This window comes from Streptomyces sp. UC4497, from assembly GCF_054871485.1.
Map to the genome: position 1 here is coordinate 474559 of NZ_JBTYHB010000002.1, position 25169 is coordinate 499727.

Sequence of the window (25169 nt, forward strand, 5' to 3'; positions counted from 1 at the left end):
GCTAGGCAGCCGATGCGCGGCCGCCCGTCGTGCCGCGCCGTGCCCGCCGCGTGGCCCCACCCGGTCGGCGGACCGGGTGGGGCCACGCGGTGCATGTGCGATCAGGCGAGGCGCAGCCGCTGCCCCGGCATGATCAGGTCGGGGTCACCCCCGACCACCGCCTGGTTCGCGGCGTAGAGGCGCTGCCAGCTGGTGCCGTGGGCCGCGGCGATGCTGCCGAGGGTGTCGCCGCCGCGGACGACGTAGCCGCCACCGCGGGCGGCGCCGCGGTTCGTGTGGCCGGAACCGCGCTGCTTCTGCACGGCCTTGGGCGCGGCCTTCGGCGCCGCCTTCGGGGCGGCCTTGGGCACGGCCTTGGGCGCCGCCTGGGCTCCCGGTGCACTGCCGTACGCCCCGGCCCGTGCCGAACACGTGGGCCATGCGCCCCATCCCTGCGCACGCTGCACCCTCGTCGCGACAGCGATCTGCTGCCCCTTGGTGGCCCGGTCGGCCGTCGCGGCGTACGCCCCTCCGCCGTACGCACGCCAGGTGCCTGCCGAGAACTGAAGCCCTCCGTAGTAGCCGTTCCCGGTGTTGATCTGCCAGTTGCCACCGCTCTCGCAGCGTGCGATGCGGTCCCAGACGCCGCCGTCCGCCGCCTGGGCGGGGCCGGCGAGGGCGAGGAGACCGAGCGGGGCGGCGAGGGCCACCCCGGTGAAGACCGCTGTCGTGCGAGCCATACGGTTCGGCGCGGACATGAGAATCCCTCTCGTGGACTGCTCGTTGCGGACGGCGGTGGAATCTAGGCAGCGCACGAGGGCCGCGGCAACCAATGGCTTGTCCCGCCAGGCCAGTTCGCCGTTACCCCGGGTACCGGCGATTTCCGGCCAACCGATACATACAGGGATTTCGGTATTTGTCGACCTGTCGCCCTGATGATCTGTGACTCAGCTCACCGGTCCAACTTCCTTGGAAAACCAACAAGTTGGCGGGGAGTGACGGGTTCCGGGCGGTCGTTCACGGTGTGCGCCGGATGAGGTGATTCCGTTCCGATCCGGGCGTGACCGAGGACACAGATCATCCGTTGTCCCTTCATAAGCACTCGCCTGACCGTGGCCGATCACCCCGATCGGTCCAAGAGATCCCTGAGGAGTCCCCGTGCCTCGCTTGCTCGACGTCAGCAACGACGTACGCGCCGAGATCGGCGACGAAGAAGCCGACCGCCTGATGGCCGGCGACAACGCCCCCGGCAGTTACGACTGCACCTCCTGCCGCACGCCGGGCGACTCGCAGCAGCAGCCGACCAGCACCGTCCTGTTCGTCGGCGACGAGACTGCCGTGCTCGCCTTCGCCCATGCCGCCTGCCTGCCCTCGCAGGTCGTCCAGGTCGCGGAGGACCAGCTGCAGGGCGCCGTGCAGTCCATCGGCGGCGGGCAGGACCCGGCGGCCGCCCAGCCGGACGGCGGCACCCCGGCCGCACCCTCGCAGGCCGTGCTCGGCGTCACCAGCGGCCTCGTACTGATCGGTGACACGACGCACCCCGCCCTCGTCGTCGAGCCGACCGGCCCCATCGCCCGCCCCGGCACGACCACGGACGGGGACGACTTCCTGCCGCTCCTGATCGAGCAGGGCTTCATGCCGACCGCCTCCCTGGACGGGGTCCCCTCGACCCTCGGCGGCTGGTCGGTGCTGCTCGCCATGGGCCAGCTGCACGCGATCCTGCAGCCCGGCACCGGGGGCTCCCCCGCCCAGGTCGCCTGGTGGCAGGCGCACCAGCCGCTCCTGGTCACGGAGGGCTGGCGGACCGCGGCGAACAAGACGCAGACGGTCCTCGTCTTCGCCGCCTCCCACGGTTCGATCGGCCACCAGCCGCGCGAGGACCTGCTCCGTCAGGCCCTCGACAAGGCCGCGGCGAACGGCCGCCTGGTGGCCGCCGCCATGCCGCTCGCCGGCACCTGAGCCGCCCCCGCCGCACCGCGCGGGCCCCCACGAATGCGCCGGTCACACCGCTGACAGCCTGCAACAGCGCAGGCCAAGGGCGCATCCGTCGGGGGCCCGGTTCGTTGGCACATACGTGCACCCATACGACCCCACCTCATCCGCCACGTCCTCTTCGCCCCCTTCGTCCCGACGGCACCAGCCGTATCAGAACCAAATTCCCTCGATGCGCCCCGCGGAGGACCAGCAGGGCCGCCATGCCGGGGGCAGCCACGCGGGGGGCGGTCCCTCGGTGACCCCCATCTACGACGCCCTGTACGCGGAGTACAGCCGGTCCTTCCGGACGCTGCCCGGCGACCGCAGCGGCGAGGAGGACCTGGGGTTCAGGGGCTTCGACCCGCTGCACGGCCCGCGCCCGCACCACCCGCCGCGCTGGCAGCCGTACCCGCCGCAGCACACCACGGGACGGCACTATCCCGCGGCCCTGCCGCCGGGCCCGCGCCGGGAGCACTGACCTCCCGCGCCCCGCACAGAAAAACGCCGCCGAGTGGATGTCTCCACCGGCGGCGTTCGTCCGCACTGCTGCCTACCGCGCCCTGCCTCCTACTGAGGGGGCCTACTTCTTCTTGCCGCGCTTCTCACGCACGCGTACGGAGATGTGGATCGGCGTGCCCTCGAAGCCGAACTCCTCGCGCAGACGGCGCTCCACGAAGCGGCGGTAGCCGTGCTCGATGAAGCCGGAGGCGAAGAGCACGAACCGGGGCGGCTTGGAGGCGGCCTGCGTACCGAAGAGGATGCGGGGCTGCTTGCCGCCGCGGACCGGGTGCGGGTGGGAGGCGACGAGCTCGCCGAGGAAGGCGTTGAGCCGGCCCGTCGGGACGCGCGTCTCCCAGCCGTCGAGGGCCGTCTCGATCGCGGGGACCAGCTTCTCCATGTGCCGGCCCGTGCGCGCCGACACGTTCACCCGGGGCGCCCAGGCGACCTGGCCGAGCTCGGTCTCGATCTCGCGCTCCAGGTAGTAGCGACGCTCCTCGTCGAGGGTGTCCCACTTGTTGAACGCGAGGACGATCGCGCGGCCCGCCTCGACCGCCATCGTCACGATCCGCTGGTCCTGGATGGAGATCGACTCGGAGGCGTCGATCAGGATGACCGCGACCTCCGCCTTCTCCACGGCGGCGGCGGTGCGCAGCGAGGCGTAGTAGTCGGCGCCCTGCTGCAGGTGGACGCGCTTGCGGATGCCCGCCGTGTCGACGAACTTCCAGGTGACGCCGCCGAGTTCGATCAGCTCGTCGACCGGGTCGCGGGTGGTGCCCGCCAGCTCGTTGACGACGACGCGGTCCTCGTCGGCCACCTTGTTCAGGAGCGAGGACTTGCCGACGTTCGGGCGGCCGATCAGGGCGATCCGACGCGGTCCGCCGAGCCCGGAGCCGCCGAACTTCTGCTCCGGGGCCTCCGGCAGCGCCTCCAGGACGGCGTCGAGCATGTCGCCGGTGCCGCGGCCGTGCAGCGAGGAGACGGGGTGCGGCTCGCCGATGCCGAGGGACCACAGGTACGAGGCGTCCGCCTCGCCGCTCGGGCCGTCGACCTTGTTGGCGCAGAGCACGACGGGCTTGTTGGCCTTGCGCAGCAGGCGCACGACGGCCTCGTCGGTGTCGGTGACGCCGACCTTGGCGTCGACGACGAAGACGACGGCGTCGGAGGCCTCGATCGCGTACTCGGCCTGCGCGGCCACGGACGCGTCGATGCCGAGGACGTCCTGCTCCCAGCCGCCGGTGTCGACGACCTTGAAGCGGCGGCCCGCCCACTCGGCCTCGTACGTGACGCGGTCACGGGTGACGCCGGGCTTGTCCTCGACGACGGCCTCGCGGCGCCCGATGATGCGGTTCACCAGGGTCGACTTGCCGACATTCGGGCGGCCGACGACGGCGAGCACGGGCAGCGGACCGTGGCCCGCCGCGTCGAGCGCGCCCTCGACGTCCTCGAGGTCGAAGCCCTCCTCCGCGGCGAGCTCCATGAACTCCGCGTACTCAGCGTCGCCGAGCTCCCCGTGCTCGTGTTCCGGGGATCCCTCGGGCTGGATCTGGTCGTTCATGAAGTCCGTACCTCGTCGTTCATTCGTGGTGATCGGTGCGCGTACCCCTTGGGAACACACGCACTACTGAAAGTCTCGCTCAGCGCCCGGTCAGGCGCCTGGCATGGTCCAGGTGGCTGCTGAGCCGCTCCTGGATGCGCACGGTGGCCTCGTCGAGCGCCTTGCGGGTACGCCGTCCGCTGCCGTCGCCCGCCTCGAAGGGGTCGCCGAAGACGACGTCGACCCGGCTCCTGAGCGGGGGCAGCTTCTTTATCAACCGTCCCGGGCGCTCCGTGCTTCCCAGGACGGCGACCGGAACGATCGGCGCCCCGCTGCGCACCGCGAAGTACGCGAGTCCGGCCCGCAGCGACGCGAAGTCGCCGTCGCCGCGCGTGCCCTCCGGAAAGATTCCCAGGACGCCACCGTGCTTCAACACATCCAGCGCCCGCGTGATGGCGGTGCGGTCGGCGCTCGTGCGGTCGACCTTCACCTGCCCGATGCCTTCGAGGAAGGGGCCGAGCGGTCCGACGAACGCCTCCTGCTTGATCAGGAAGTGCGTCGGACGCGGGGCGACGCCCATGACCATGGGGCCGTCGATGTTGTGGGAGTGGTTCACCGCGAGGATCACCGGTCCGGCCGCCGGGACCCGCCAGGATCCCAGGACCCGCGGCTTCCACAGCCCGTACATGAGGCCGACGCCGATGCGCCGACCTACTTCGGCGCCTCGCTCGGAGGGCGCTTGGGTCACTTGGAGGCTCGCTTCTCCTCGACCAGGGTGACGACGCACTCGATGACCTGCTGCAGCGTGAGGTCGCTCGTGTCGACCTCGACGGCGTCGTCGGCCTTGGCCAGCGGCGACGTCTTGCGGCTGGAGTCGGCCTTGTCGCGGGCGACGAGGGCCTCCTGCGTGGCCTTCACGTCGGAGCCCTTGAGCTCGCCGGAGCGGCGGGCGGCGCGGGCCTCGGGCGAGGCGGTGAGGAAGATCTTCAGGTCGGCGTCGGGCAGCACGGTCGTACCGATGTCACGGCCCTCGACGACGATGCCCTTCTCGGCGCCGAGCGCGATGGTGCGCTGCAGCTCGGTGATCCGGGCGCGCACCTCGGGGACGGCGCTGACGGCGCTGACCTTGGAGGTGACCTCGCCGGTGCGGATCGGGGCGGCGACGTCCGTGCCGTCCACCGTGATGGTGGGGGCGCCCGGGTCGGTGCCGGAGACGATGTCGGCCTTGCCTGCGACGGCGGCGATCGCGGACGGGTCGTCCAGGTCGATGCCGTTGTTCACCATCCACCAGGTGATCGCCCGGTACTGGGCGCCGGTGTCCAGGTAGCTCAGGCCGAGCTGGGCGGCGACGGCCTTGGAGGTGCTCGACTTGCCCGTGCCGGAGGGTCCGTCGATGGCGACGATCACTGCTGCGGCGGCGGTCGCGGCGGTTTCCATAGGTGACGGACACCTTTCTCACTGCACGGGGGCATGGGTACGAGGCGCGGCAGCGCCCCAGACAAGGTTACTGGCTCTGGAAGACCCCTTCTTACGTGCCTCCACCGGCGCCCCTGCCGACACTGCTACTGACGCATCGCCCAGCCCCGCTCGCGCAGCGCGGCGCCCAGCTTCGGCGCCTGCGCCGGCTGCACCATGAGCTGGACGAAACCGGCCTGCTGCCCGGTCGCGTGCTCGATCCGCACGTCCTCGATGTTGACGCCGGCGGCGCCCGCGTCGGAGAAGATCCGGGCCAGCTCGCCCGGCTGGTCGGAGATGAGGACGGCCACGATCTCGTACGCCGCCGGGGCCGCGCCGTGCTTGCCGGGGACCCGGGACTGGCCGACGTTGCCGCGCCGCAGCATCGTCTCGACGCCGTCCACGCCCTCGCGGCGCTTGGCGTCGTCGGAGGACTGGAGGTGGCGCAGGGCCTGCACCGTCTCCTCCAGGTCGCCCGCGACGGCGGAGAGCAGGTCGGCGACGGGGCCCGGGTTCGCGGAGAGGATGTCGATCCACATCCGCGGGTCCGAGGCGGCGATCCGCGTCACGTCGCGGATGCCCTGCCCGCACAGTCGTACGGCAGCCTCCTCGGCGTTCTCCAGGCGGGCCGCGACCATGCTGGACACCAGGTGCGGCATGTGCGAGACGAGCGCGACGGCCCGGTCGTGGGCGTCGGAGTCCATCACGACCGGGACGGCCCGGCACAGGGCGACCAGTTCCAGGGCCAGGTTCAGGACCTCGGTGTCCGTGTCACGGGTCGGGGTCAGCACCCACGGCCGCCCCTCGAAGAGGTCGGCGTCGGCGGCGAGCGGGCCGCTGCGCTCACGGCCCGACATCGGGTGCGTACCGATGTACGGGGCGAGGTCGAGGCCCAGCTCCTCGAGCTCGCGGCGCGGGCCGCCCTTGACGCTGGCGACGTCGATGTAGGCACGGGCCAGGCCGCGGCGCATCGCGTCGGCGAGCGAGGCCGCGACGTGCGCGGGCGGGACGGCGACGATGCACAGGTCGACGGGGCCCTCGGGCGCCTCGTCGGTCCCGGCGCCGAGCGCGGCGGCGGTGCGGGCCTGCCCGGGGTCGTGGTCGGCGAGGTGCACGCTGACGCCGCGCGAGGCGAGGGCCAGGGCGGCGGAGGTGCCGATCAGGCCGGTACCGATGACGAGTGCGGTTCTCACTGGGCGATGTCCTTGCGGAGGGTGGCCGCGGCACCGAGGTAGACGTGCGCGACCTCGGCCTTGGTCCGCTCGGTCTCGATGTGCGCGAGGATCCGGACGACGCGCGGCAGGGCGCCGGCGATGTCGAGTTCCTGCGCGCAGATCAGGGGCACGTCGACGATGCCGAGCTTGCGGGCGGCGGCCGCCGGGAAGTCGGAGTGCAGATCGGGGGTGGCCGTGAACCATATGGAGATCAGGTCGTCGGCGGTCAGCTCGTTGCGCTCGAGGACGGCGGTGAGCAGCTCGCTCACCTGCTCGTCCATGTGGCCGGCCTCGTCCCGTTCGAGTTGGACGGCGCCCCGGACCGCTCGTACCGCCACGTCACTGCCCCTTTTCCACGTACGCGCAATTGGATAGGAGACCAGCGTAATCAAGGCGGGACACGCGGGCGCGCGCCGCCCGTCTGCCGAGACGGACACCGGGACATTCGCCTGTGCGGAATCCCGGACCACCTCAATGTCAGACGAACCGCCCCCTGTCGCCACCCGGCCGGAGCTGCTTGCATGGAGGCGGTACCGCTGCCGCCTCGGGGGGAGGCTCGGCCATGAAGCGCTCCGGGCCGTTGTACACACTGCTCGCCGGACTGGCCCTCGGCCTGTTCGTGTTGTCGCTCAACGCGACGACGGGCGAGGGCACTTCGTCGTACGGGGAGGCTCCCGCCGCGACGGCATCGCCCGCGCCCTCCACCTCACCCTCGGGCTCGGCCTCGGCCGAACCGTCGGCGTCGCCCTCGAAAGCGAGCCCGACGCGGACGGCCCGCGCCAAGACGAGCTACGCGGGCCGCACCGACGACGACTCGTCCGCGATCTCCATATCCATCCGCGGCGACAAGGCGATCGCCTACTTCTGCGACGGCCGTACCAAGGAGTCGTGGCTGAAGGGGAACGTCGAGGACAACGGTGAGATGAAGCTGTCCGGCAAGCACGGCGCGAAGCTGGACGGAAGGCTCACCGGCGACCGGGTGCGCGGCACCACGACCATCCAGAAACAGCCCTACGGCTTCACGGCGAAGAAGGCCGTCAAGCCGTCCGGCCTGTACCGGGCGACCACCGAGGTGCGCGGCGCGGAGATCGACGGCGGCTGGATCGTGCTGCCCGACGGCCGCCAGGTGGGCATCGTGCGCCGTGACGACAAGCCGTCCGCCGCGCCGCCCATCGACCCGGAATCGGGGGCGGTGACGGTCGACGGCGACCGTTTGACGGCCCGCCCGGTCGTTCCCTGAGGGGCACGTCGTCCCCTGGGCAGCACGCAGAGGGTTCCGCCAGCAGAGGCTCCAGAGAGCAGAGGGTTCAGAGAGGGTTCCCATGACCGTCGACCCGAACGCCGCCACCCAGAGCTTCCCGAACCCGGACCACCGCCGCCCGTCCGCGGCCCGCTACCTGGTGCCCGCGCTCGTCGCGGCGGCGGTGGCCGTGGCGCTCGGCGCGTACGGGAAGGTGCACGACCCGGCGGGCACGGCGTTCAACCTCGCCGGCTTCTCCAGCACGAGCGCGGTGAAGTCCTGGCTGGGGACGGCGGCCTTCGCCTTCGCGCTCGTCCAGATCGTCTCGGCGTTCATGGTGTACGGGAAGCTGGGCGGCCCGTCGTGGGCGCCCGCGCTGCACCGCTGGTCGGGCCGGATCGCGTTCCTGCTCGCGGTGCCGGTGGCGGTGCACTGCCTCTACGCGCTCGGCTACCAGACGTACTCGACGCGGGTCATGTGGCACTCGCTCCTGGGCTGCTTCTTCTTCGGCGCGTTCAGCGCCAAGATGCTGCTGCTGCGCACGGAGCGGCTGCCGGGCTGGCTGCTGCCGGTGGTGGGCGGCCTTGTGTTCGCGGTGCTGACGCTGCTGTGGTTGACGTCTGCACTGTGGTTCTTCCGGACCGTGGGAGTGACGACATGAAGCGCACCACCACATCACGCAGGAGCGTCCTGATCGCGGGCGGCGCGGGCGCGCTCGCGGTGGGCTGCAGCAAGTACGGGGACGAGGACCAGGGCGGCGGAGGCGACGACGAGGCGCCGTCCTCCGAGGCACCGGAGAAATCCGAGGCGCCGGAGGAATCGGAGGGGGCGGACGACTCCGCCAAGCCCTCCTCCGGCGACCCCGAACAGCCGCCCGCGGGCGACGAGTTGGCGAAGACGTCCGACATCCCGGTCGGCGGCGGCAAGGTCTTCCCCGACGACAAGGTCGTGGTGACGCAGCCCGCCAAGGGCGACTTCAAGGCGTTCACCGCGGTGTGCACGCACCAGGGCTGCACGGTCAAGGACGTCTCCGACGGCACCATCAACTGCCCGTGCCACGGCTCGAAGTTCAAGGTCGACGACGCCTCGGTGGCGAACGGCCCGGCCCGCAGCCCCCTCGGAGCCCGCCAGATCAAGGTCACCGGAAATTCGATCACGCTGGCCTGACGGGGCCGCCTACGCTCCGGGGATGACCCCGCAAGACCCGCACGACCTGGTGCGCGACCACACCGTCTACTCCTGCGTCATGGGCTCCCGCGCCTTCGGCCTGGCCACGGACGCGAGCGACACGGACCGCCGTGGCGTGTACCTGGCCCCGACGCCGCTCTTCTGGCGCTTCGACAAGCCGCCGACGCACGTCGACGGGCCGGCCGAGGAACAGTTCTCGTGGGAGCTTGAGCGCTTCTGCGAACTCGCGCTGCGCGCCAACCCGAACATCCTGGAGTGTCTGCACTCCCCGCTGGTCGAGCACATCACGGACACCGGCCGCGAACTCCTGTCCCTGCGCGAGGCGTTCCTCTCCCGCCGGGCGCACGAGACGTTCGCCCGGTACGCGGCGAGCCAGCGCAAGAAGCTGGAGGCCGACGTCCGCACGCACGGCGCCCCGCGCTGGAAACACGCGATGCACCTGCTCCGCCTCCTGATCTCCTGCCGCGACCTGCTGCGCACGGGACGGCTGACGATCGACGTGGGCCAGGACCGCGCGGCACTGCTCGCGGTGAAGCGCGGCGAGGTGACCTGGCCGGAGGTGGACCGCCGGATGACGCGCCTCGCGGCCGAGGCGGAGGAGGCGGCGGCCCGCACCCCGCTCCCCACGGAGCCGGACCGCGCCCGGGTCGAGGACTTCCTGATCCGCACACGCCGGGCCTCGGCCCTGGAGGCGCAGCCGGACCACTAGGGGAGATGGGTCGTGGCGCCTCCAACTCCCCTACCAATTACGCCACGTCCCACTCCGCCCCGAACCCGATCAGCTCGTCCCGGTGCTCGATCCGCTCCACCCAGTCCGCGGGCCACGCGTCGGCGCCGAGGTGGGCGCCCGCGAACGCCCCGGCCAGCGCCGCGATCGAGTCCGAGTCGCCGGAGGTGCAGGCGGCGCGGCGCAAGGCCAGGACCGGGTCGCCCACGAACATCAGGAAACACAGGAGAGCCGTGGCCAGGGCCTCCTCCGCGATCCAGCCGGCGCCCGTGGCCAGGCAGGGGTCGGTCTCGGGGGACGGCTCGCGCAGCGCGTCCCGCAGCCGGTCGAGCACGCCGAGGCACTCGTCCCAGCCATGCGCGATGAACTGCTGCGGCGTGGCCGCGTCGCCGCGCCGCCACAGGTCACCGAGCCAGGCCTCGTGGTACGTCTCCCGGTTCTCGTACGCGTACGAGCGCAGCATCCCGACGAGCCCGGTCGGCTCGGCGCCCTCGGCGAGGAGGCGGACGGCGTGCGCGGTGAGGTCGGCGGCGGCGAGGCCGGTGGGGTGGCCGTGCGTGAGGCCCGCCTGCAACTGGGCGCCGCCCGCCCGCTGTTCGTCGCTCAGGCCGGGGGCGAGCCCGAGGGGCGTGACGCGCATGTTGGCGCCGCAGCCCTTGGAGTGGATCTGGCTGGCCTCCTGCCAGGACCGGCTCCCGGTCTCCAGCAGTCCGCACGCGCGCAGGCAGGTGTTGCCGGGCGCGCGGTTGTTGTCGGGCGAGCGGTACCAGTCGACGAACTCCGCGCGCAGGGGCCGCGCGAAGCCCTCCGGCCCGAGCGTCCCGCTCGCCGTGCCGGTGCGCAGCGCCCGCGCCACGGCGAGCGCCATCTGCGTGTCGTCGGTGATGTACGCGACGGGGTGCCCTGGCAGCTCCATCTCCCGCCAGGGCCCGTGCTTGTCGAGGATGGCGGGTACGTCGCTGAACTCGGTGGGATAGCCGAGCGCGTCCCCGAGGGCGAGCCCGAGCAGCGATCCGGTGGCGTGGCGGCGGGTCATGGGCGGGATCCTTCGGTCGGCTCGTGCGCGGGCCGCAGCAGCGGTGGGTGCAGGGATGTGGCGCCGCCCGCCCGGTAGAGGGCCGCGGGTTTGCCGCGCCCTCCGGTGAGCCGGGACGCGCCGGGGACCTGCTCGACGAAGCCGGGCGTCGCGAGCACCTTGCGCCGGAAGTTCGCGGGGTCGAGGTCGGTCCCCCACACCACCTCGTAGACCTGCCGCAGCTCGCCGAGCGTGAACTCGGGCGGGCAGAACGCGGTGGCCAGGCAGGTGTACTCCAGCTTCCCGCCGATCCGGTCGTGGGCGTCCGCGAGGATCCGGTCGTGGTCGAAGGCGAGCGGGCCCTGCGTCCCGTACGGCAGCCAGTCGGCCCGCGCCGCGTCCCCGCCGCCGTGCGCCTGCGGGGCGTCCGGCACGAGCGCGGCGAACGCGACGGACACCACCCGCATCCGGGGATCGCGCCCCGGTTCGCTGTACGTACGGAGCTGTTCCAGATGCAGCCCGGCGACATCGGCGAGCCCGGTCTCCTCGGCGAGCTCGCGCCGCGCCGCCCCCTCCGCGGACTCGTGCGGCTCCAGGAACCCGCCGGGCAGCGCCCAGCGCCCCGCGTACGGCTCGTGACCGCGCTCGACGAGCAGGATGTGCAGCCGCCCGGACCGGAGCGTGAACACGGCCAGGTCGACGGTGACGGCGAAGGGTTCGTAGGCGTGCTTGTCGTAGCCCGCCACAGGACCGTTGTCGGACATGCGAAGACCCCCTCCCTTTATTGGTCCAACAGACCTTAAAAGGAGGGGGTCGCCGCACACAAGACCCGGGCGCGAACGCCCGCGGGCCGACCTACAGGTCGACCTCCTTCATCAGCATGCCGACCTCGGTGTTCGAAAGACGCCGCAGCCAGCCCGACTTCTGGTCGCCGAGCGTGATCGGCCCGAAGGCGACCCGCACCAGCTTGTCGACCGGGAAGCCGGCCTCGGCCAGCATCCGCCGCACGATGTGCTTGCGGCCCTCGTGCAGGGTGACCTCGACCAGGTAGTTCTTGCCGGTCTGCTCGACGATCCGGAAGTGGTCCGCGCGCGCGTACCCGTCCTCCAGCTCGATGCCGTCCTTGAGCCGCTTGCCCAGGTCACGCGGGATCGGGCCCACGAGGTGCGCGAGGTAGACCTTCTTCACGCCGTACTTCGGGTGCGTGAGGCGGTGGGCCAGCTCACCGTGGTTGGTGAGCAGGATGACGCCCTCGGTCTCGGTGTCGAGCCGCCCGACGTGGAACAGCCGCGTCTCACGGTTGTTCGTGTAGTCGCCGAGGCACTGCCGCCCCTCGTTGTCCTCCATGGTGGAGACGACACCGACCGGCTTGTTCAGCGCGAAGAACTGGTACGACTGCGTGGCCACGGTCAGACCGTCGACCTTGATCTCGTCCTTCTCGGTGTCGACACGAAGGCCCTGCTCGACCACGATCTCGCCGTTGACCTCGACACGGGCCTCGTCGACCAGCTCCTCGCAGGCGCGCCGCGAACCGTAACCGGCACGGGCCAGCACCTTCTGCAGGCGCTCACCCTCCTGCTCGGCACCGGGGAACGTCTTCGGGAGCTTGACGTCCTTCTTCCCCGCGTACCGCTCGCGGTTGCGCTCCTCGGTCCGCGTCTCGTACTCACGCGAACGCGAGGGAGCCGTACGGGCGCGGCCGCCCGGGCCCTGCTGCTGACCGCGCTTGGGGCCGCCCTTGGCGCCGCCGCGCGCGGAGGCGCCGCGGCCCGACTTCGAACCCTCCTTCGAGGCGTTCGGGCCTACGTCGTAGAGCCGCTCCTCGGGACGCGGCCGCTTCGGGCGCGCGGGCCTGTCGTCACGCTTGTCGTCGCGCTTGTCTGCGCGGTTGTCGACGCGGTTGTCGGCACGATTGCCGCCGCCGCGCCTGTCGTCGCGGTTGTTGCCGGCGCCGCGCTGGCTGCCGCGGCCCCCGCTGTTCCCGCCGCGGCCGCTGCTGTTGCCACCACGGCTCCCGCCGTTGTTTCCGCTGCTGTTCCTGCCGCTACTGCTTCGCATCAAAGTTCCGTCTAGTCGGGTACATCCTCGACACCCGGCGCATCGGGTGCGTCCGGGTCGAACGACGGGAGCCCTTCCTGCGTATCTCCCTCGATCGCGTCCGCCTCGGGGAGGAAGGGCGCGAGTTCCGGCAGCTCGTCCAGGCCACGCAGGCCCATCCGCTCCAGGAAGTAGTTCGTCGTCCTATACAGGATCGCACCTGTTTCGGGTTCCGCGCCCGCCTCCTCCACCAGACCCCTCTGCAACAGGGTCCTCATGACCCCGTCACAGTTGACTCCGCGCACCGCGGAGACCCGGGAACGGCTGACCGGCTGCCGGTACGCGACGACGGCGAGGGTCTCCAGGGCCGCCTGAGTGAGCCTCGCCACCTGCCCGTCAAGGACGAAGCCCTCGACGGCGGCGGCGTACTCCGGCCGGGTGTAGAACCGCCAGCCGCCCGCCACGAGCCGCAGCTCGAAGCCGCGCCCCTGCACGCGGTACTCGTCGGCCAGCTCCCGCAGCGAGTCGCTCACGGCCCTCCTGGGCCGCTGCAGGATCTTGGCCAGATGCTCCTCGGTGGCGGGCTCGTCGACCACCATGAGTACGGCTTCGAGGGCCGGCTTGAGCTCCAGCTCGGCCACGCCACCGGGGACGTCCTGCTCGCTCACGTGGCAGCCTCCTTCTGGTCGGGCTTCTGGTCCGGCTGGTCGGGCACCTCGGGCGCCCGGTCGAACTCGTCCGTCACCACGGGCTCGGTCCCGTCCTCTCCCCCGGTCCAGCGCACGATCAGCTCGCCCAGCGGGGTCTCCTGCTCGAGGCCCACGGCCTTCTCCCGGTACAGCTCGAGCAGCGCGAGGAACCGGGCGACGACGGTGAGCGTGTCGTCGGTGTCGGCGACAAGGTCCCGGAACCGGGCCTCACCGACCTCTTTCAGCCGGGCGACGACGAGCTGCGCCTGCTCCTGCACGCTCACCAGCGGCGCGTGGATGTGCTCGACGTACACCTGCGGCTTGGGCTTGGGCTGCATCGCCTTCACGGCCAGCTTGGCGAACCCCTCGGCCCCGATGTTGATGACGACGTCGGGCAGCAGCTCGGCGTGGTGCGGCTCGAGCCCGACGGTCCGCGGATACCGCCGCGCCTCGTCCTCCATCCGCCCGCTGAAGATGTCGGCGATCTGCTTGTACGCGCGGTACTGCAGCAGCCGCGCGAACAACAGGTCGCGGGCCTCCAGGAGGGCCAGATCGGCCTCGTCCTCCACCTCGGCGGCGGGCAGCAGCCGTGCGGCCTTCAGATCGAGCAGCGTCGCGGCGACGACAAGAAACTCCGTCGTCTGATCAAGGTCCCAGTCCGGCCCCATGGCCCGGATGTGCGCCATGAACTCGTCGGTGACCTTGGACAGGGCGACCTCGGTGACATCGAGCTTGTGCTTCGAGATCAGCTGCAACAGAAGATCGAACGGCCCCTCAAAATTATCCAGCCGAACCTTGAACTTCCCGTCATCAACGTCCGCGGACTCCTCCGGGGAGCCGACCTCCACTTCCGGCTCCGCCGCAGCCCCCGCCTTGGGCAATCTGCCGCCTGGGGCGGCAGGGTGGGCAAGGCGGCCCCCGGCTCCGGCCGAAGGTTCCGACGGCACCGACCCCGGCTCAGGCCCCGCCTCCGGCGAGGAGAGCGCACCCCGCCCCAGCGCACGCCGACGACCGGGCGACGCCGACGGCTCAGACGATTCGTTCACGGACATCAACGCAGGACGCTACCCGCCCAGGGCCTAGCGCCCCCGCAGCCGACGCACAAGAATGCTCGCGTCCCCACGGGACTCAAGGTCGGCCAGCACCACGGCAACCGCCTCACGCACAATGCGCCCCCGGTCGACCGCAAGCCCGTGCTCACCACGCAGCACGAGCCGCGCGTGCTCGAGGTCCATCAGCTCCTCGGCGGACACGTACACGGTGATCTTCTCGTCGTGCCGCTCACGCCCACTGGGCCGCCGATTGGCCGCCCGCGACCGCTTCCGCGCCGCCGCGGTGGAACCCCGCCCACCGGAACCTTCCTGCGCCCCGCCGGAGGCCCTGCGCTGCGCCTTGTCGGCGGCGCCCTCCGCGGCAGCGGCCCGCGACCGCGACCCGGCGTCCGACTCGGCCTCGGCGGCGGAGTGCTCCCCGGAACCGGAGGAAGCGGGAGCCGCCTCCGCGTCCCCCTCGGAGGCCGCCGCGGCCGCCTCGTCGCTCTCCCCGGCAGGCGAGGGAACCCGCGCCTCCCCGTTCGCCGAGCGTCTCGGGGACGACGCCTGCAGCCCCATGCCCCCGGTCGTACGGAACAGTTCGTCGGCCCCCGGCAGACTCACTCGGCGTGACACCGGGCGAGCACCTCCCTGGCAAGCTGGCGATAGGCCGCGGCACCGACCGAGTTCGAGGCGTACGTCGTGATCGGCTCACCGGCGACCGTGGTCTCCGGGAAGCGAACGGTTCTGCCGATCACCGTGTGGTAGACGTTGTCGTCGAACGCCTCGACCACGCGCGCGAGCACCTCACGGCTGTGCACGGTCCGCGAGTCGTACATCGTGGCGAGGATCCCGTCGAGCTCCAGGTCCGGGTTGAGCCGCTCCTGGACCTTCTCGATCGTCTCGGTCAGCAGGGCCACACCACGCAGCGCGAAGAACTCACACTCCAGCGGAACGATGACCTTGTGAGCGGCGGTCAGCGCGTTGACGGTCAGCAGGCCCAGGGACGGCTGACAGTCGATCACGATGTAGTCGTAGTCGGCCATCAGCGGCTTGAGCGCCCGCTGCAGCGTGGACTCGCGCGCCACCTCGCTGACCAACTGCACCTCGGCAGCGGACAAGTCGATATTGCTGGGGAGCAGGTCCATGTTCGGAACCGCGGTCTTCAGCAGGACCTCGTCCGCGGCCATGCCCCGCTCCATGAGCAGGTTGTAGACCGTGAGGTCGAGCTCCATCGGGTTCACGCCGAGGCCGACCGACAGGGCACCCTGCGGGTCGAAGTCGACGAGCAGGACCCGGCGTCCGTACTCGGCGAGCGCGGCACCCAGGTTGATGGTCGACGTGGTCTTGCCGACGCCGCCCTTCTGGTTGCACATCGCGATGATCTTCGCCGGGCCGTGGTCGGTCAGCGGTCCTGGAATCGGGAAGTACGGCAACGGACGCCCGGTGGGACCCACGCGCTCGCGGCGCTGCCGGGCAGCGTCGGGGGCGAGCGTGGCCGCGTACTCGGGGTCGGGCTCGTACTCGGCGTCGGGGTCGTAGAAGGACCCCTCGGGCAGGGTGTCGTAGTCGGCGAAGTGACTTTGTGTGTCGCCGCTTCGGTCGCCGGCCATGGCGTTCACGTGATGGCCATCCATGCTCTGGTCTGCTGTCTGCGTCGGACTCTGCTGGGGGATGCCCTGATAACTGCTCTGATGGGCAGCGAAGGTACGCACAGCGACGGGGCCGACAGCCTGAAGCCCCGCGGGAACCTGTCCGCCTGGCTGGCCACCCCCGGGAGTAAATGTCGACTCATTCACAAGTCGTCTTACCTCCTTGGATATGGCCAGGAACATTTATCGATAGGTCAGCGTGGCACCATGCCGACGGTTGGCGACTCTATGGCGTGTCACCGGTCCGCAGCAACACAATCCGCCGGACCCGGCCCGATGTGTCGGTAACGAAACACCCTCATGTCAAGGGCGTACGACGGCTCTTCGGTGCATTTCGTCGCCTCGCGAATCGGGTAAAGGGTTACGTTCAAGGCGAGTTGACCATGTCCGGACCCGTACCGATCCATTACACGTACGGCCGGACCCCTCACAAGGTCCGGCCGTAGGCGTGAGATTGACGACTTTCGTTGACGTCGTCCGTGGGGCGGGTCAGCCGAGGAGGCTCTCCAGCTCGAGGTGCTCGAGGCCGTGCGCCTCCGCGACCTCCTTGTAAACGACCTTGCCGTCATGGGTGTTGAGGCCCAGGGCAAGGGCCGGGTCGCGGCGCAGGGCCTCGGCCCAGCCGCGGTTGGCGAGCTCCACGATGTACGGGAGCGTGGCGTTGGTCAGCGCGTGCGTCGAGGTGTTCGGGACCGCGCCAGGCATGTTGGCGACGCAGTAGAAGACCGAATTGTGCACCTTGAAGGTCGGCTCGGCGTGCGTGGTCGCGTGCGAGTCCTCGAAGCAGCCACCCTGGTCGATCGCGATGTCGACAAGGACACTTCCGGGCTTCATGCGGGACACGAGCTCGTTGGTGACCAGCTTCGGCGCCTTGGCACCCGGGATGAGGACGGCGCCGATGACGAGGTCGGCGTCGAGGCAGGCCTTCTCCAGCTCGAAGGCGTTCGACATGACCGTCTGGATCTTCGTACCGAAGATCTTGTCGGCTTCCTTGAGCTTGTTGATGTCACGGTCGAGCAGCGTCACGTGGAAGCCCATGCCGATGGCGATCGTCGCGGCGTTCCAGCCGGAGACGCCGCCGCCGATGACGACGGCCTTGCCCGCGTGCACGCCGGGCACACCGCCGGGCAGCACACCGCGGCCACCGTTGGCGGCCAGCAGGTGGTAGGCGCCGACCTGCGGGGCGAGGCGGCCCGCGACCTCGGACATCGGGGCGAGCAGCGGCAGCTGGCGGTTCGCGGTCTCGACCGTCTCGTACGCGATGGCGGTCGTGCCCGACTCCAGGAGCGCGTCCGTGCACTCCTTGGACGCGGCCAGGTGCAGGTACGTGAAGAGCGTCTGGTCCTTGCGGAGGCGGTGGTACTCCTCCGCGATCGGCTCCTTGACCTTCAGCAGCAGGTCCGCCGTGACCCAGACCTCGTCGGCGGTGCCGAGGATCTGCGCGCCGGCCGAGACGTACTCGGCGTCCGTGATCGAGGAGCCCACACCGGCGTTCTGCTCGACGAAGACCTGGTGGCCGTGGCGTACCAGCTCATGGACGCCGGCAGGGGTGATGGCCACCCGGAACTCGTTGTTCTTGACCTCGCGGGGGATGCCGACCTTCATCGTCGATCACGGTCCTTGGCTCAGGGATTAAACGGGCAATGCACTACATACCGGCACACCACGGGACGCACCGGAGACGCCACGGATGACCGCGGCAGAGCCAGTCTAATGAAGGTTATTGAGCTGTCTAGCCTTTCGATGCATCAATCTTCAGCGGATGCGCTACGGATTTCGCAGGTGTTAGCGGCTTGTTCCGAAGGGTTTGCTTCCGCTCCGTCGGAGCCGGTGAGCTCCTCTCCCAGCATGCGCTCGGCCGCACCCCGGTGCAGCTTGGCCGCGGTGGGGTCGCCGAGCCGGTCGAGGGTGTCGGCGAGGCGCAGCTGGAGCGCGGCCTGCAGCCGGGCGTCCTTCGCCTGGCGCGCCCACTCGATCGCCTCCTGGCAGGTGTGCAGCGACTCCTCGGGCCGGCCTGCGTATTCGAGCACCCGCGCCAATTCGCTCAACGCCCGCGCCTGGGCGGGCACATCACCCTCCTTGCGGTACCCGGCGACGGCCGAGCGGAGCGACCGCTGTGCCTCGCCGTAGCGGCCCGCGTACGTGTGGACTCCCGCGATACGTCCGTGAAGGCGCGCGGCGTCGGCCCGCTCGCCGCGCGTGAGCCGCTGCGCGAGGGCCCGCCCGTACCAGTCGGCGGCCCGCTGCCAGTCCCCGAGCGACTGGTAGGCGCCGCCTACGGATTCCATCGCGCGGCCCGTCGCGTACGGGTCCTGCGCGGCGCGCCCGGCGTCGAGAGCGGCCCGGTAGCGGGCCAGTGCCTCGTGCGTGCGGCCGGTCCGCGCGTCGAGGTCGGCGAGGTTGAGCAGGGCGGCGGCCTTCTCCCTCGGCAGGTTCCGGCGCTCGGCGACATCGAGCACGAGCCGGTGGATCCCGTACAGCTCGGGCGCGGCGTCCTCGGTGCCCCGGTGCGCCACGATCGCCCGTACGAGAGCGGCCATGAGGCGCCGGGCCAGCGTGTCCAACTCCCCGTCGGCGACGGCCAGTCGGGCCGCGGCGAGCAGTGCGGGCTGTCGTACGCGCAGCCACTCGGCGGCCGCCTCCCGGTCGGCGAAGCGCAGGGCGCTCGGCAGGCCTGCGAGCTTCTTGCGGGCCGGGGAGTCGAAGGGTTCGGTGACGGCGCGGCACGAGGTGAGCAGCCGTACGGTCCGCTCCAGCATCCGGGCGCGGGCCAGGTGCACCTCGCCCGGCCGGTCGACCGTCTCGGTGAGGCCGCGCAGGAACGGCGCGAGGCAGCCGGGCACCTCGTACTGCGGCAGCTCGGAGTCCACGCCGCGGACCAGGCCGAGGGTGACGAAGGCGTCGAGGGTGGAGTGGGCCGCCGCGACCGAGCAGCCGGCGAGCGCCGACGCGGTGTGCGGGTCGACGTAGCCCTCGGGGGCGAGGCACAGGTAGCGCAGTATCCGGGCGGCGGGCCCGGGCAGCGATTCGTAGGAGAACCGGAAGACACGGGCGAGAGCGGTCCCGTCGGGCTCCAGGGCGTGCAGCTGCTTGGCCAGGTCGGCGACGGATTCCTTGGGGCGCGCGGCGAGCCAGCCGCCGGCGATCTCCAGGGCGGCGGGCCCGGCGCCGCACAGCTCCACCAGGGATTCGGCCGAGCGCGGGTCGCAGGTGACGCGGACCGAACCGGTGTGCCGGGTGAGGAGTTCGAGCGCGGCCTTGGTGTCGAGGCCGCCGAGCGTGCAGGGCCGCACGTCCGGGATGCCGGTCAGCGGACCCTCGGCGACGGCCACGGCGAGGCAGTCTGGGGTGTCGGGGAGCAGCGGGTCGACCTGCTCGGCGCTGCCCGCGTCGTCGAGCAGCAGCACCACGCGGCGCACCGCGAGTCCTTCGCGCAGCCGCTCGGAGAGGTCGTCGGCGTTCTCACCGGGCGGGGCGGGCAGTTCGAGGGCGTCCAGCAGGTCGCGGAGGACGCGTTCGGTGGGGACGGGGGTGCCGTCGGGGGCGGTGAGGCGGGTCCGCAGGGTGCCGTCGGGGTACTGCTCGCGGACGTCCCGCAACAGCTCCTCGGCGAGGGCGGTACGCCCCGTGCCCGGGCGCCCCGCGATGAGCAGCACCCTCGCACGAGGCGCCTTCCGCCCGGAGAGAGTGTCGAGCCCGGCCCGCTCGATGTCGGACCTGAGCTGCGACAACTCCCTTTTACGCCCCAGGAACTGACGCTCCGCCACCTCTTGCCCCCGACGGGTGCGACGCCGCTTGCGGGACCGTCCGGGGGCCGACTCGACCTCCGTCACGTCGTCCGACTCGACCGCCTGATCCGTCACGGGCCACGCTCCGTCTCACCCATCCCCTCCGGGGGTCGGCAGGGGGCGTTCCCGAGCCTAGTTGAGGGTGTACGGCTCCCCTTGGCGAGCGGCGCGCCCGAGTCCCCCAATCGGATCAGCGGATGATGTGACCACACATCAAGCCCCTCCGGCGATTGAGGAGCGGGGTCCGGGGCAGAGCCCCGAGGCCGCAACGCCGTGGGGCCGGGCCGGGGCCTACGCCTCGAACGGCCGCGCAGGCCACTCCGCCAGCGCCGGGCGGAGCGCGTCGAGGCCGTCCCCCGCCAACGCCGCGGCCAGCGAAAGCGCGCCGACCACAAGGCAGTTGTTGTGCAGCTCCCCCGCGAGCACACCCCGGACCAGCTCGGCCAGAGGAACGCGGGCGAACTCCATGTCCGCCTCTTCCTCCTCCACCTCGAACCGCTCACCCTCCGCCTCGGAGAGGTCCCGCGCGAGGAAGATGCGTACGGCCTCGGAGCAGCCGCCCGGCGTCGTGTAGACGTCGGTGAGGACCCGCCAGTCCTCGGCCTTGACGTGCGCCTCTTCGTACAGCTCCCGCTGCGCCGCATGCAGCGGATTCTCACCGGGGATGTCGAGGAGCCCCGCCGGGATCTCCCAGAGCTTCATGCTCACGGGGTGCCGGTACTGCTTCAACAACAGCACCCGGTCCTGGTCGTCGAGGGCCACGACGGCCACCGAACCGGGGTGCACCTGGTAGTCGCGCCGGGCGACGGAGCCGTCCGGCATCACGACGTCGTCCGTGCGCACGGAGGTCTTGTTCCCGACGAAGGGGGTGTCGGTCGCCCGGACCTCCCACTCCTCGGCGGTGTCCACGAGCGGCGTGTTGGCCGTCATACCGAAAGCCCTCCTACGTACGCATGAGCTGTACTCACAAGAAACCGGGGCGCACGCCGCAAAAGGCGTACACCCCGGTTACCGTACATCGCTCGTGTGACAAGCCCCGCAGAGCCCTTACTTGGCCTTCTTGGCCCCCGCGGAACCGGCCGAGCCACCCTTCGCGGCAGCGACCTTGCGCTCCACGGCCGCCTTCACCAGACCGGCGAACAGCGGGTGCGGGCGCGTCGGACGCGAGCGCAGCTCCGGGTGCGCCTGCGTGGCGACCAGGTACGGGTGGACCTCACGCGGGTACTCGACGTACTCGACGAGCTTGCCGTCGGGGGACAGACCGGAGAACTGCAGGCCCGCCTTCTTCTCCAGCTCGGCGCGGTACGCGTTGTTCACCTCGTAGCGGTGACGGTGGCGCTCCTCGACGTACTCCTTGTTGTCGTACACCTCGCGCACGATGGAGCCCTCGGCGAGCTTCGCCGGGTACATGCCGAGCCGCATGGTGCCGCCCATGTCGCCCTCACCGGCGACGATGTCGAGCTGCTCGGCCATGGTCGAGATGACCGGGTGGGCCGTGGCCGCGTCGAACTCCGTGGAGTTGGCGTCCGGGATGTCGGCCAGGTTCCGCGCGGCCTCGATCACCGTGCACTGCAGGCCCAGGCAGAGACCGAGCAGCGGGATCTTGTTCTCGCGGGCGAACTGGATCGCGCCGACCTTGCCGGACACACCGCGGTCGCCGAAGCCACCGGGGATGCAGATCGCGTCGACGTCGGCGAGCGTCTTCTTCGCGCCGGCCGGCGTCTTGCAGTCGTCCGACGTGACCCACTTGATCTTGACCTTTGCCCGGTTGGCGAAACCGCCGGCGCGCAGCGCCTCGGTCACCGACAGGTAGGCGTCGGGCAGGTCGATGTACTTGCCGACCAGCGCCATGACGATCTCGTGGTCCGGCTTGTGGACGCGGCCGAGCAGGTCGTCCCACTGCGTCCAGTCCACGTCACGGAACGGCAGGTCGAGCTTGCGGACGGCGTACGCGTCCAGGCCCTCGCTGTGCACGACCTTCGGGATGTCGTAGATCGAGGGGGCGTCGGGGCAGGCGACGACCGCGGCCTCGTCGACGTCGCACATCAGGCTGATCTTGCGCTTGATCGCGGTCGGGACCTCGCGGTCGCAGCGCAGCACGATGGCGTCCGGCTGAATACCGATGTTGCGCAGGGCCGCGACCGAGTGCTGGGTCGGCTTCGTCTTCAGCTCGCCCGACGGGCCGATGTACGGCAGGAGGGAAATGTGGACGACCAGCACATTGTCGCGACCGACCTCGTGGCGGACCTGGCGGACCGTCTCCAGGAACGGCAGCGACTCGATGTCGCCGACGGTGCCACCGACCTCGGTGATCACGACGTCGACCTCGTCCGTCGCCATGCGGCGGATGCGGTGCTTGATCTCGTTCGTGATGTGCGGGATGACCTGGACGGTGTCGCCCAGGTACTCGCCGCGCCGCTCCTTGGCGATGACCTGCGAGTACACCTGGCCGGTGGTCACGTTGGCCGAGCCGTCGAAGTCGATGTCGAGGAAGCGCTCGTAGTGGCCGATGTCCAGGTCGGTCTCGGCGCCGTCGTTGGTGACGAACACCTCGCCGTGCTGGAAGGGGTTCATCGTGCCCGGGTCGACGTTCAGGTACGGGTCGAGCTTCTGCATGACGACACGGAGGCCACGGGCCTTGAGCAGCATGCCGAGGCTGGAGGCGGTGAGGCCCTTACCGAGGGACGAGGCGACACCCCCAGTGACGAAGATGTGCTTGGTCGTCGAAGATTTCGGCTGCATGGCCAAGAGGGGGCTCCCGTGGTCGCGGTCGTGGGGGTGCGTGCCGACGCGCTCGCCCAGGTTTTCGGGAGGCGCCGTCGCTGCGGTTCGGGGGTTCTATGACCACCGGCTCACGGGCTACCAGGGTATCAGCGACGGGAGGAGGCTGCTTCCGGCCACGCTCCGCGTACGGCCCACCACGCAGGTGGGACGAGGCGCGGCCACCACCCGTCCGGCCGCAACGCGTTGTACTGAGCGGCACGCGGATCACTTGAGCGCGTCGTATCCTGCTCGGACACTCGGCTGGCGAGTCACAACGGAATACGGCGTCACGACGGCAACACCCCCGCCCGTCCCCCACCGTTCACCGGAGCAGTCCGTCCGTTCGCCACGACCCCGACCGGAACAACCGGCTCGTCAGATCGTTTGACAACGACGTATCCGGACGGCGTATCAACGGAAGAACACGATCCGTCGTCCCATCCCCCCAACTCGTCTCATCCCCCAACCCTTCGCTCCAACTTTTCCCTCCAACCGTGGCCGTTCGACTGGAGATGCACGTGGCCGGGCGCATCGAGGATTACGCACTCATCGGAGACATGCAGACCGCTGCCCTGGTCTGCCGGGACGGCACAGTCGACTGGCTGTGCCTGCCCCGCTTCGACTCGCATGCCATTTTCGCCGGGCTGCTCGGCACCGAGGACCACGGCTTCTGGCGCCTTGGTCCCGCGCACGCGGCGGATGCCGAGCCGCCCACCGCGGCGCGGCGCAGATACCGCGGCGACTCGCTGATCCTGGAGTCGGAGTGGGACACCCCGCGCGGCACGGTCCGCGTCACCGACTTCATGCCGCCGCGCGACGGCGCACCCCAGCTGACCCGGATCGTGGAGGGCGTGAGCGGGCGCGTGCCGATGCGTTCGACGCTGCGCATGCGCTTCAGCTACGGCCGGATCACTCCGTGGGTGCACAAGGTGGACGGTCGTACGGTCGCGGTGGCCGGGCCCGACTCCGTGTGGCTGGACTCGGAGACCGAGACGTACGGCAAGAACCTCACGACGTACTCGGACTTCACGGTGGCGCCCGGTGACCGGGTCGCCTTCACGATCCAGTGGCAGCCCTCGCACCACCAGCAGCCGCCGCTGCCGGACCCCCAGGGTGCCCTGGCGGCGACGGAGCAGTTCTGGCGCGAGTGGGTGGAGCACTGCACGTACCACGGCCCGTACCGCGAGGCCGTCGTCCGCTCGCTGATCACCCTCAAGGCCCTGACCTACGCGCCGACCGGCGGCATCGTCGCCGCGCCGACGACCTCGCTGCCCGAGGAGATCGGCGGCGTACGGAACTGGGACTACCGCTACACGTGGCTGCGGGACGCGGCGATCACCCTCTCCTCCCTGCTGCGCACCGGGTACCGGGAGGAGGCACGGGCCTGGCGCGAGTGGCTGCTGCGGGCGGTCGCGGGTGACCCGGAGAACCTGCAGATCATGTACGGCATCGCGGGCGAGCGTGAGCTCGGCGAGGCGGAGCTGGACTGGCTGCCCGGGTACGAGAACTCGGGCCCCGTCCGGGTCGGGAACGGGGCGGCGCACCAGCTCCAGCTCGACGTGTACGGCGAGGTCACCGAGGCGCTGCACCTGGCGCACATGACGGGTCTCACACGCAACGACTACGCCTCACTGCTCCAGCTCAAGCTGATCCGCTACCTCGAGAAGCACTGGGACGAGCCGGACGAGGGCATCTGGGAGGTGCGCGGTCCGCGCCGGCATTTCGTGCACTCGAAGGTCATGGCGTGGGTCGCGGTCGACCGGACCATCAAGCTCATCGAGTCCGGTGACGCGGACGGCCCGCTGGAGAAGTGGCGCGATCTGCGCGACGACATCCACCGGGACGTCTGCGAGAAGGGTTACGACAAGGAGCGCAACACCTTCACGCAGTCGTACGGCAGCAAGGAGCTGGACGCGTCGCTGCTGCTGATCCCGCAGATGGGCTTCCTGCCGCCCGACGACAAGCGCGTCATCGGCACCATCGAGGCGATCCAGCGCGAGCTGTCGACGCCGGACGGCTTCATCCTGCGCTACCCGACGGACAGCGAGGACGGCAGCGTGGACGGACTGCCCGGTGACGAGGGGGCGTTCCTCGCCTGCTCGTTCTGGATGGCGGACGACCTCGCGATGATCGGCCGGGTCGACGAGGCCCGCAAGCTCTTCGAGAAGCTGCTGGCCCTGCGCAACGACCTGGGTCTGCTCGCCGAGGAGTGGGACCCGCGGCTGCAGCGCCAGGTCGGCAACTTCCCGCAGGCGTTCAGCCACGTGCCACTGATCGACACGGCACTGCGGCTGACGGCTTCGGGGGCGTACGGCGGGTAGCGCGGGGCCACGGGCGGGGGCGGAGATGTTGCACGGGCGTGTGCGCCGGTAGCGTCCGTGT

General features: G+C 70.9%; 24 protein-coding genes. 7 read left to right on the forward strand and 17 right to left on the reverse strand.

The window, feature by feature from the left end; all coding sequences use genetic code 11:
- Window positions 1-101: 101 nt before the first annotated feature.
- Entirely contained in the window at window positions 102-737 is a 636-nt protein-coding gene (locus ACYSUO_RS04895; RefSeq protein WP_461774724.1) for a LysM peptidoglycan-binding domain-containing protein, read from the reverse strand.
- Window positions 738-1137: 400 nt separating this feature from the next.
- Here ACYSUO_RS04895 and ACYSUO_RS04900 point away from each other — a divergent pair, with 400 nt between their 5' ends.
- Together ACYSUO_RS04900 and ACYSUO_RS04905 are read left to right on the forward strand one after the other, a co-directional pair.
- Window positions 1138-1938: a hypothetical protein gene (locus tag ACYSUO_RS04900; RefSeq protein WP_461774725.1), complete on the forward strand. Its 801-nt coding sequence runs from the start codon at window positions 1138-1140 to the stop codon at window positions 1936-1938.
- A gap of 205 nt (window positions 1939-2143) precedes the next feature.
- On the forward strand, window positions 2144-2431 hold the full coding sequence (locus tag ACYSUO_RS04905) for a hypothetical protein (RefSeq protein WP_461774726.1): 288 nt from the start codon (window positions 2144-2146) through the stop codon (window positions 2429-2431).
- A gap of 102 nt (window positions 2432-2533) precedes the next feature.
- Here ACYSUO_RS04905 and der read toward each other — a convergent pair whose 3' ends face one another.
- The 5 genes from der to aroH form a co-directional block, all read right to left on the reverse strand.
- Window positions 2534-4009 carry a ribosome biogenesis GTPase Der gene (gene der / locus ACYSUO_RS04910; protein ID WP_461774727.1) on the reverse strand — a complete coding sequence of 492 codons (1476 nt, stop codon included), beginning with the start codon at window positions 4007-4009 and terminating at the stop codon, window positions 2534-2536.
- Between the two features lie 79 nt (window positions 4010-4088).
- Window positions 4089-4736, reverse strand: a complete 648-nt coding sequence (locus tag ACYSUO_RS04915; RefSeq protein ID WP_461774728.1) for a lysophospholipid acyltransferase family protein — start codon at window positions 4734-4736, stop codon at window positions 4089-4091.
- Window positions 4733-5425, reverse strand: coding sequence for a (d)CMP kinase (gene cmk, locus ACYSUO_RS04920; RefSeq protein WP_267070951.1), 693 nt, complete (start codon window positions 5423-5425; stop codon window positions 4733-4735). The genes ACYSUO_RS04915 and cmk overlap by 4 nt, the downstream gene beginning before the upstream one ends.
- Window positions 5426-5550: 125 nt before the next feature.
- Window positions 5551-6636, reverse strand: coding sequence for a prephenate dehydrogenase (locus tag ACYSUO_RS04925; protein ID WP_461774729.1), 1086 nt, complete (start codon window positions 6634-6636; stop codon window positions 5551-5553).
- The gene (gene aroH / locus ACYSUO_RS04930; RefSeq protein ID WP_266721209.1) at window positions 6633-6995 is read right to left on the reverse strand and encodes a chorismate mutase; all 363 of its coding nucleotides are present in this window, start codon (window positions 6993-6995) and stop codon (window positions 6633-6635) included. Before aroH ends, ACYSUO_RS04925 begins: the two co-directional genes overlap by 4 nt.
- Before the next feature lie 224 nt (window positions 6996-7219).
- On the opposite strand from aroH, the gene ACYSUO_RS04935 reads away from it, so the two are divergent.
- The 4 genes from ACYSUO_RS04935 to ACYSUO_RS04950 all read left to right on the forward strand — a co-directional run bounded on the left by ACYSUO_RS04935 (window position 7220) and on the right by ACYSUO_RS04950 (window position 9794).
- Window positions 7220-7897, forward strand: coding sequence for a hypothetical protein (locus ACYSUO_RS04935; RefSeq protein ID WP_461774730.1), 678 nt, complete (start codon window positions 7220-7222; stop codon window positions 7895-7897).
- Between the two features lie 82 nt (window positions 7898-7979).
- Window positions 7980-8558, forward strand: coding sequence for a DUF6529 family protein (locus ACYSUO_RS04940; RefSeq protein ID WP_461774731.1), 579 nt, complete (start codon window positions 7980-7982; stop codon window positions 8556-8558).
- A complete protein-coding gene (locus ACYSUO_RS04945; protein ID WP_461774732.1) occupies window positions 8555-9064 on the forward strand; it encodes a Rieske (2Fe-2S) protein in 510 nt (169 codons plus the stop codon). Before ACYSUO_RS04940 ends, ACYSUO_RS04945 begins: the two co-directional genes overlap by 4 nt.
- A 22-nt stretch (window positions 9065-9086) precedes the next feature.
- Window positions 9087-9794, forward strand: a complete 708-nt coding sequence (locus ACYSUO_RS04950; protein ID WP_461774733.1) for a nucleotidyltransferase domain-containing protein — start codon at window positions 9087-9089, stop codon at window positions 9792-9794.
- A gap of 37 nt (window positions 9795-9831) precedes the next feature.
- Here the strand turns inward: ACYSUO_RS04950 and ACYSUO_RS04955 are convergent, their stop codons facing one another.
- The 11 genes from ACYSUO_RS04955 to ACYSUO_RS05005 all read right to left on the reverse strand — a co-directional run bounded on the left by ACYSUO_RS04955 (window position 9832) and on the right by ACYSUO_RS05005 (window position 22766).
- On the reverse strand, window positions 9832-10848 hold the full coding sequence (locus ACYSUO_RS04955) for an ADP-ribosylglycohydrolase family protein (protein WP_461774734.1): 1017 nt from the start codon (window positions 10846-10848) through the stop codon (window positions 9832-9834).
- Window positions 10845-11591, reverse strand: a complete 747-nt coding sequence (locus tag ACYSUO_RS04960) for an NUDIX hydrolase (RefSeq protein WP_461774735.1) — start codon at window positions 11589-11591, stop codon at window positions 10845-10847. Before ACYSUO_RS04960 ends, ACYSUO_RS04955 begins: the two co-directional genes overlap by 4 nt.
- 91 nt (window positions 11592-11682) lie before the next feature.
- Complete coding sequence (locus ACYSUO_RS04965; protein ID WP_461774736.1) at window positions 11683-12885, reverse strand: pseudouridine synthase; 1203 nt, start codon at window positions 12883-12885, stop codon at window positions 11683-11685.
- Window positions 12886-12896: 11 nt separating this feature from the next.
- Entirely contained in the window at window positions 12897-13532 is a 636-nt protein-coding gene (gene scpB, locus ACYSUO_RS04970) for an SMC-Scp complex subunit ScpB (protein WP_461774737.1), read from the reverse strand.
- Window positions 13529-14605, reverse strand: a complete 1077-nt coding sequence (locus ACYSUO_RS04975; RefSeq protein ID WP_461774738.1) for a segregation and condensation protein A — start codon at window positions 14603-14605, stop codon at window positions 13529-13531. Before ACYSUO_RS04975 ends, scpB begins: the two co-directional genes overlap by 4 nt.
- A gap of 27 nt (window positions 14606-14632) precedes the next feature.
- Entirely contained in the window at window positions 14633-15220 is a 588-nt protein-coding gene (locus tag ACYSUO_RS04980) for a hypothetical protein (RefSeq protein WP_426904533.1), read from the reverse strand.
- Complete coding sequence (locus ACYSUO_RS04985) at window positions 15205-16383, reverse strand: ParA family protein (protein WP_461774739.1); 1179 nt, start codon at window positions 16381-16383, stop codon at window positions 15205-15207. Before ACYSUO_RS04985 ends, ACYSUO_RS04980 begins: the two co-directional genes overlap by 16 nt.
- A 342-nt stretch (window positions 16384-16725) precedes the next feature.
- On the reverse strand, window positions 16726-17841 hold the full coding sequence (ald, locus tag ACYSUO_RS04990; RefSeq protein ID WP_461774740.1) for an alanine dehydrogenase: 1116 nt from the start codon (window positions 17839-17841) through the stop codon (window positions 16726-16728).
- Window positions 17842-17984: 143 nt separating this feature from the next.
- A complete protein-coding gene (locus tag ACYSUO_RS04995) occupies window positions 17985-19967 on the reverse strand; it encodes a tetratricopeptide repeat protein (protein WP_461774769.1) in 1983 nt (660 codons plus the stop codon).
- A gap of 348 nt (window positions 19968-20315) precedes the next feature.
- Window positions 20316-20954 (reverse strand): NUDIX domain-containing protein, encoded by a 639-nt coding sequence (locus ACYSUO_RS05000; protein ID WP_266721182.1) that lies wholly within the window; start codon window positions 20952-20954, stop codon window positions 20316-20318.
- A 117-nt stretch (window positions 20955-21071) separates the two neighbouring features.
- The gene (locus ACYSUO_RS05005; protein ID WP_266721180.1) at window positions 21072-22766 is read right to left on the reverse strand and encodes a CTP synthase; all 1695 of its coding nucleotides are present in this window, start codon (window positions 22764-22766) and stop codon (window positions 21072-21074) included.
- Between the two features lie 539 nt (window positions 22767-23305).
- On the opposite strand from ACYSUO_RS05005, the gene ACYSUO_RS05010 reads away from it, so the two are divergent.
- On the forward strand, window positions 23306-25108 hold the full coding sequence (locus tag ACYSUO_RS05010) for a glycoside hydrolase family 15 protein (RefSeq protein WP_461774770.1): 1803 nt from the start codon (window positions 23306-23308) through the stop codon (window positions 25106-25108).
- Window positions 25109-25169: the final 61 nt, after the last annotated feature.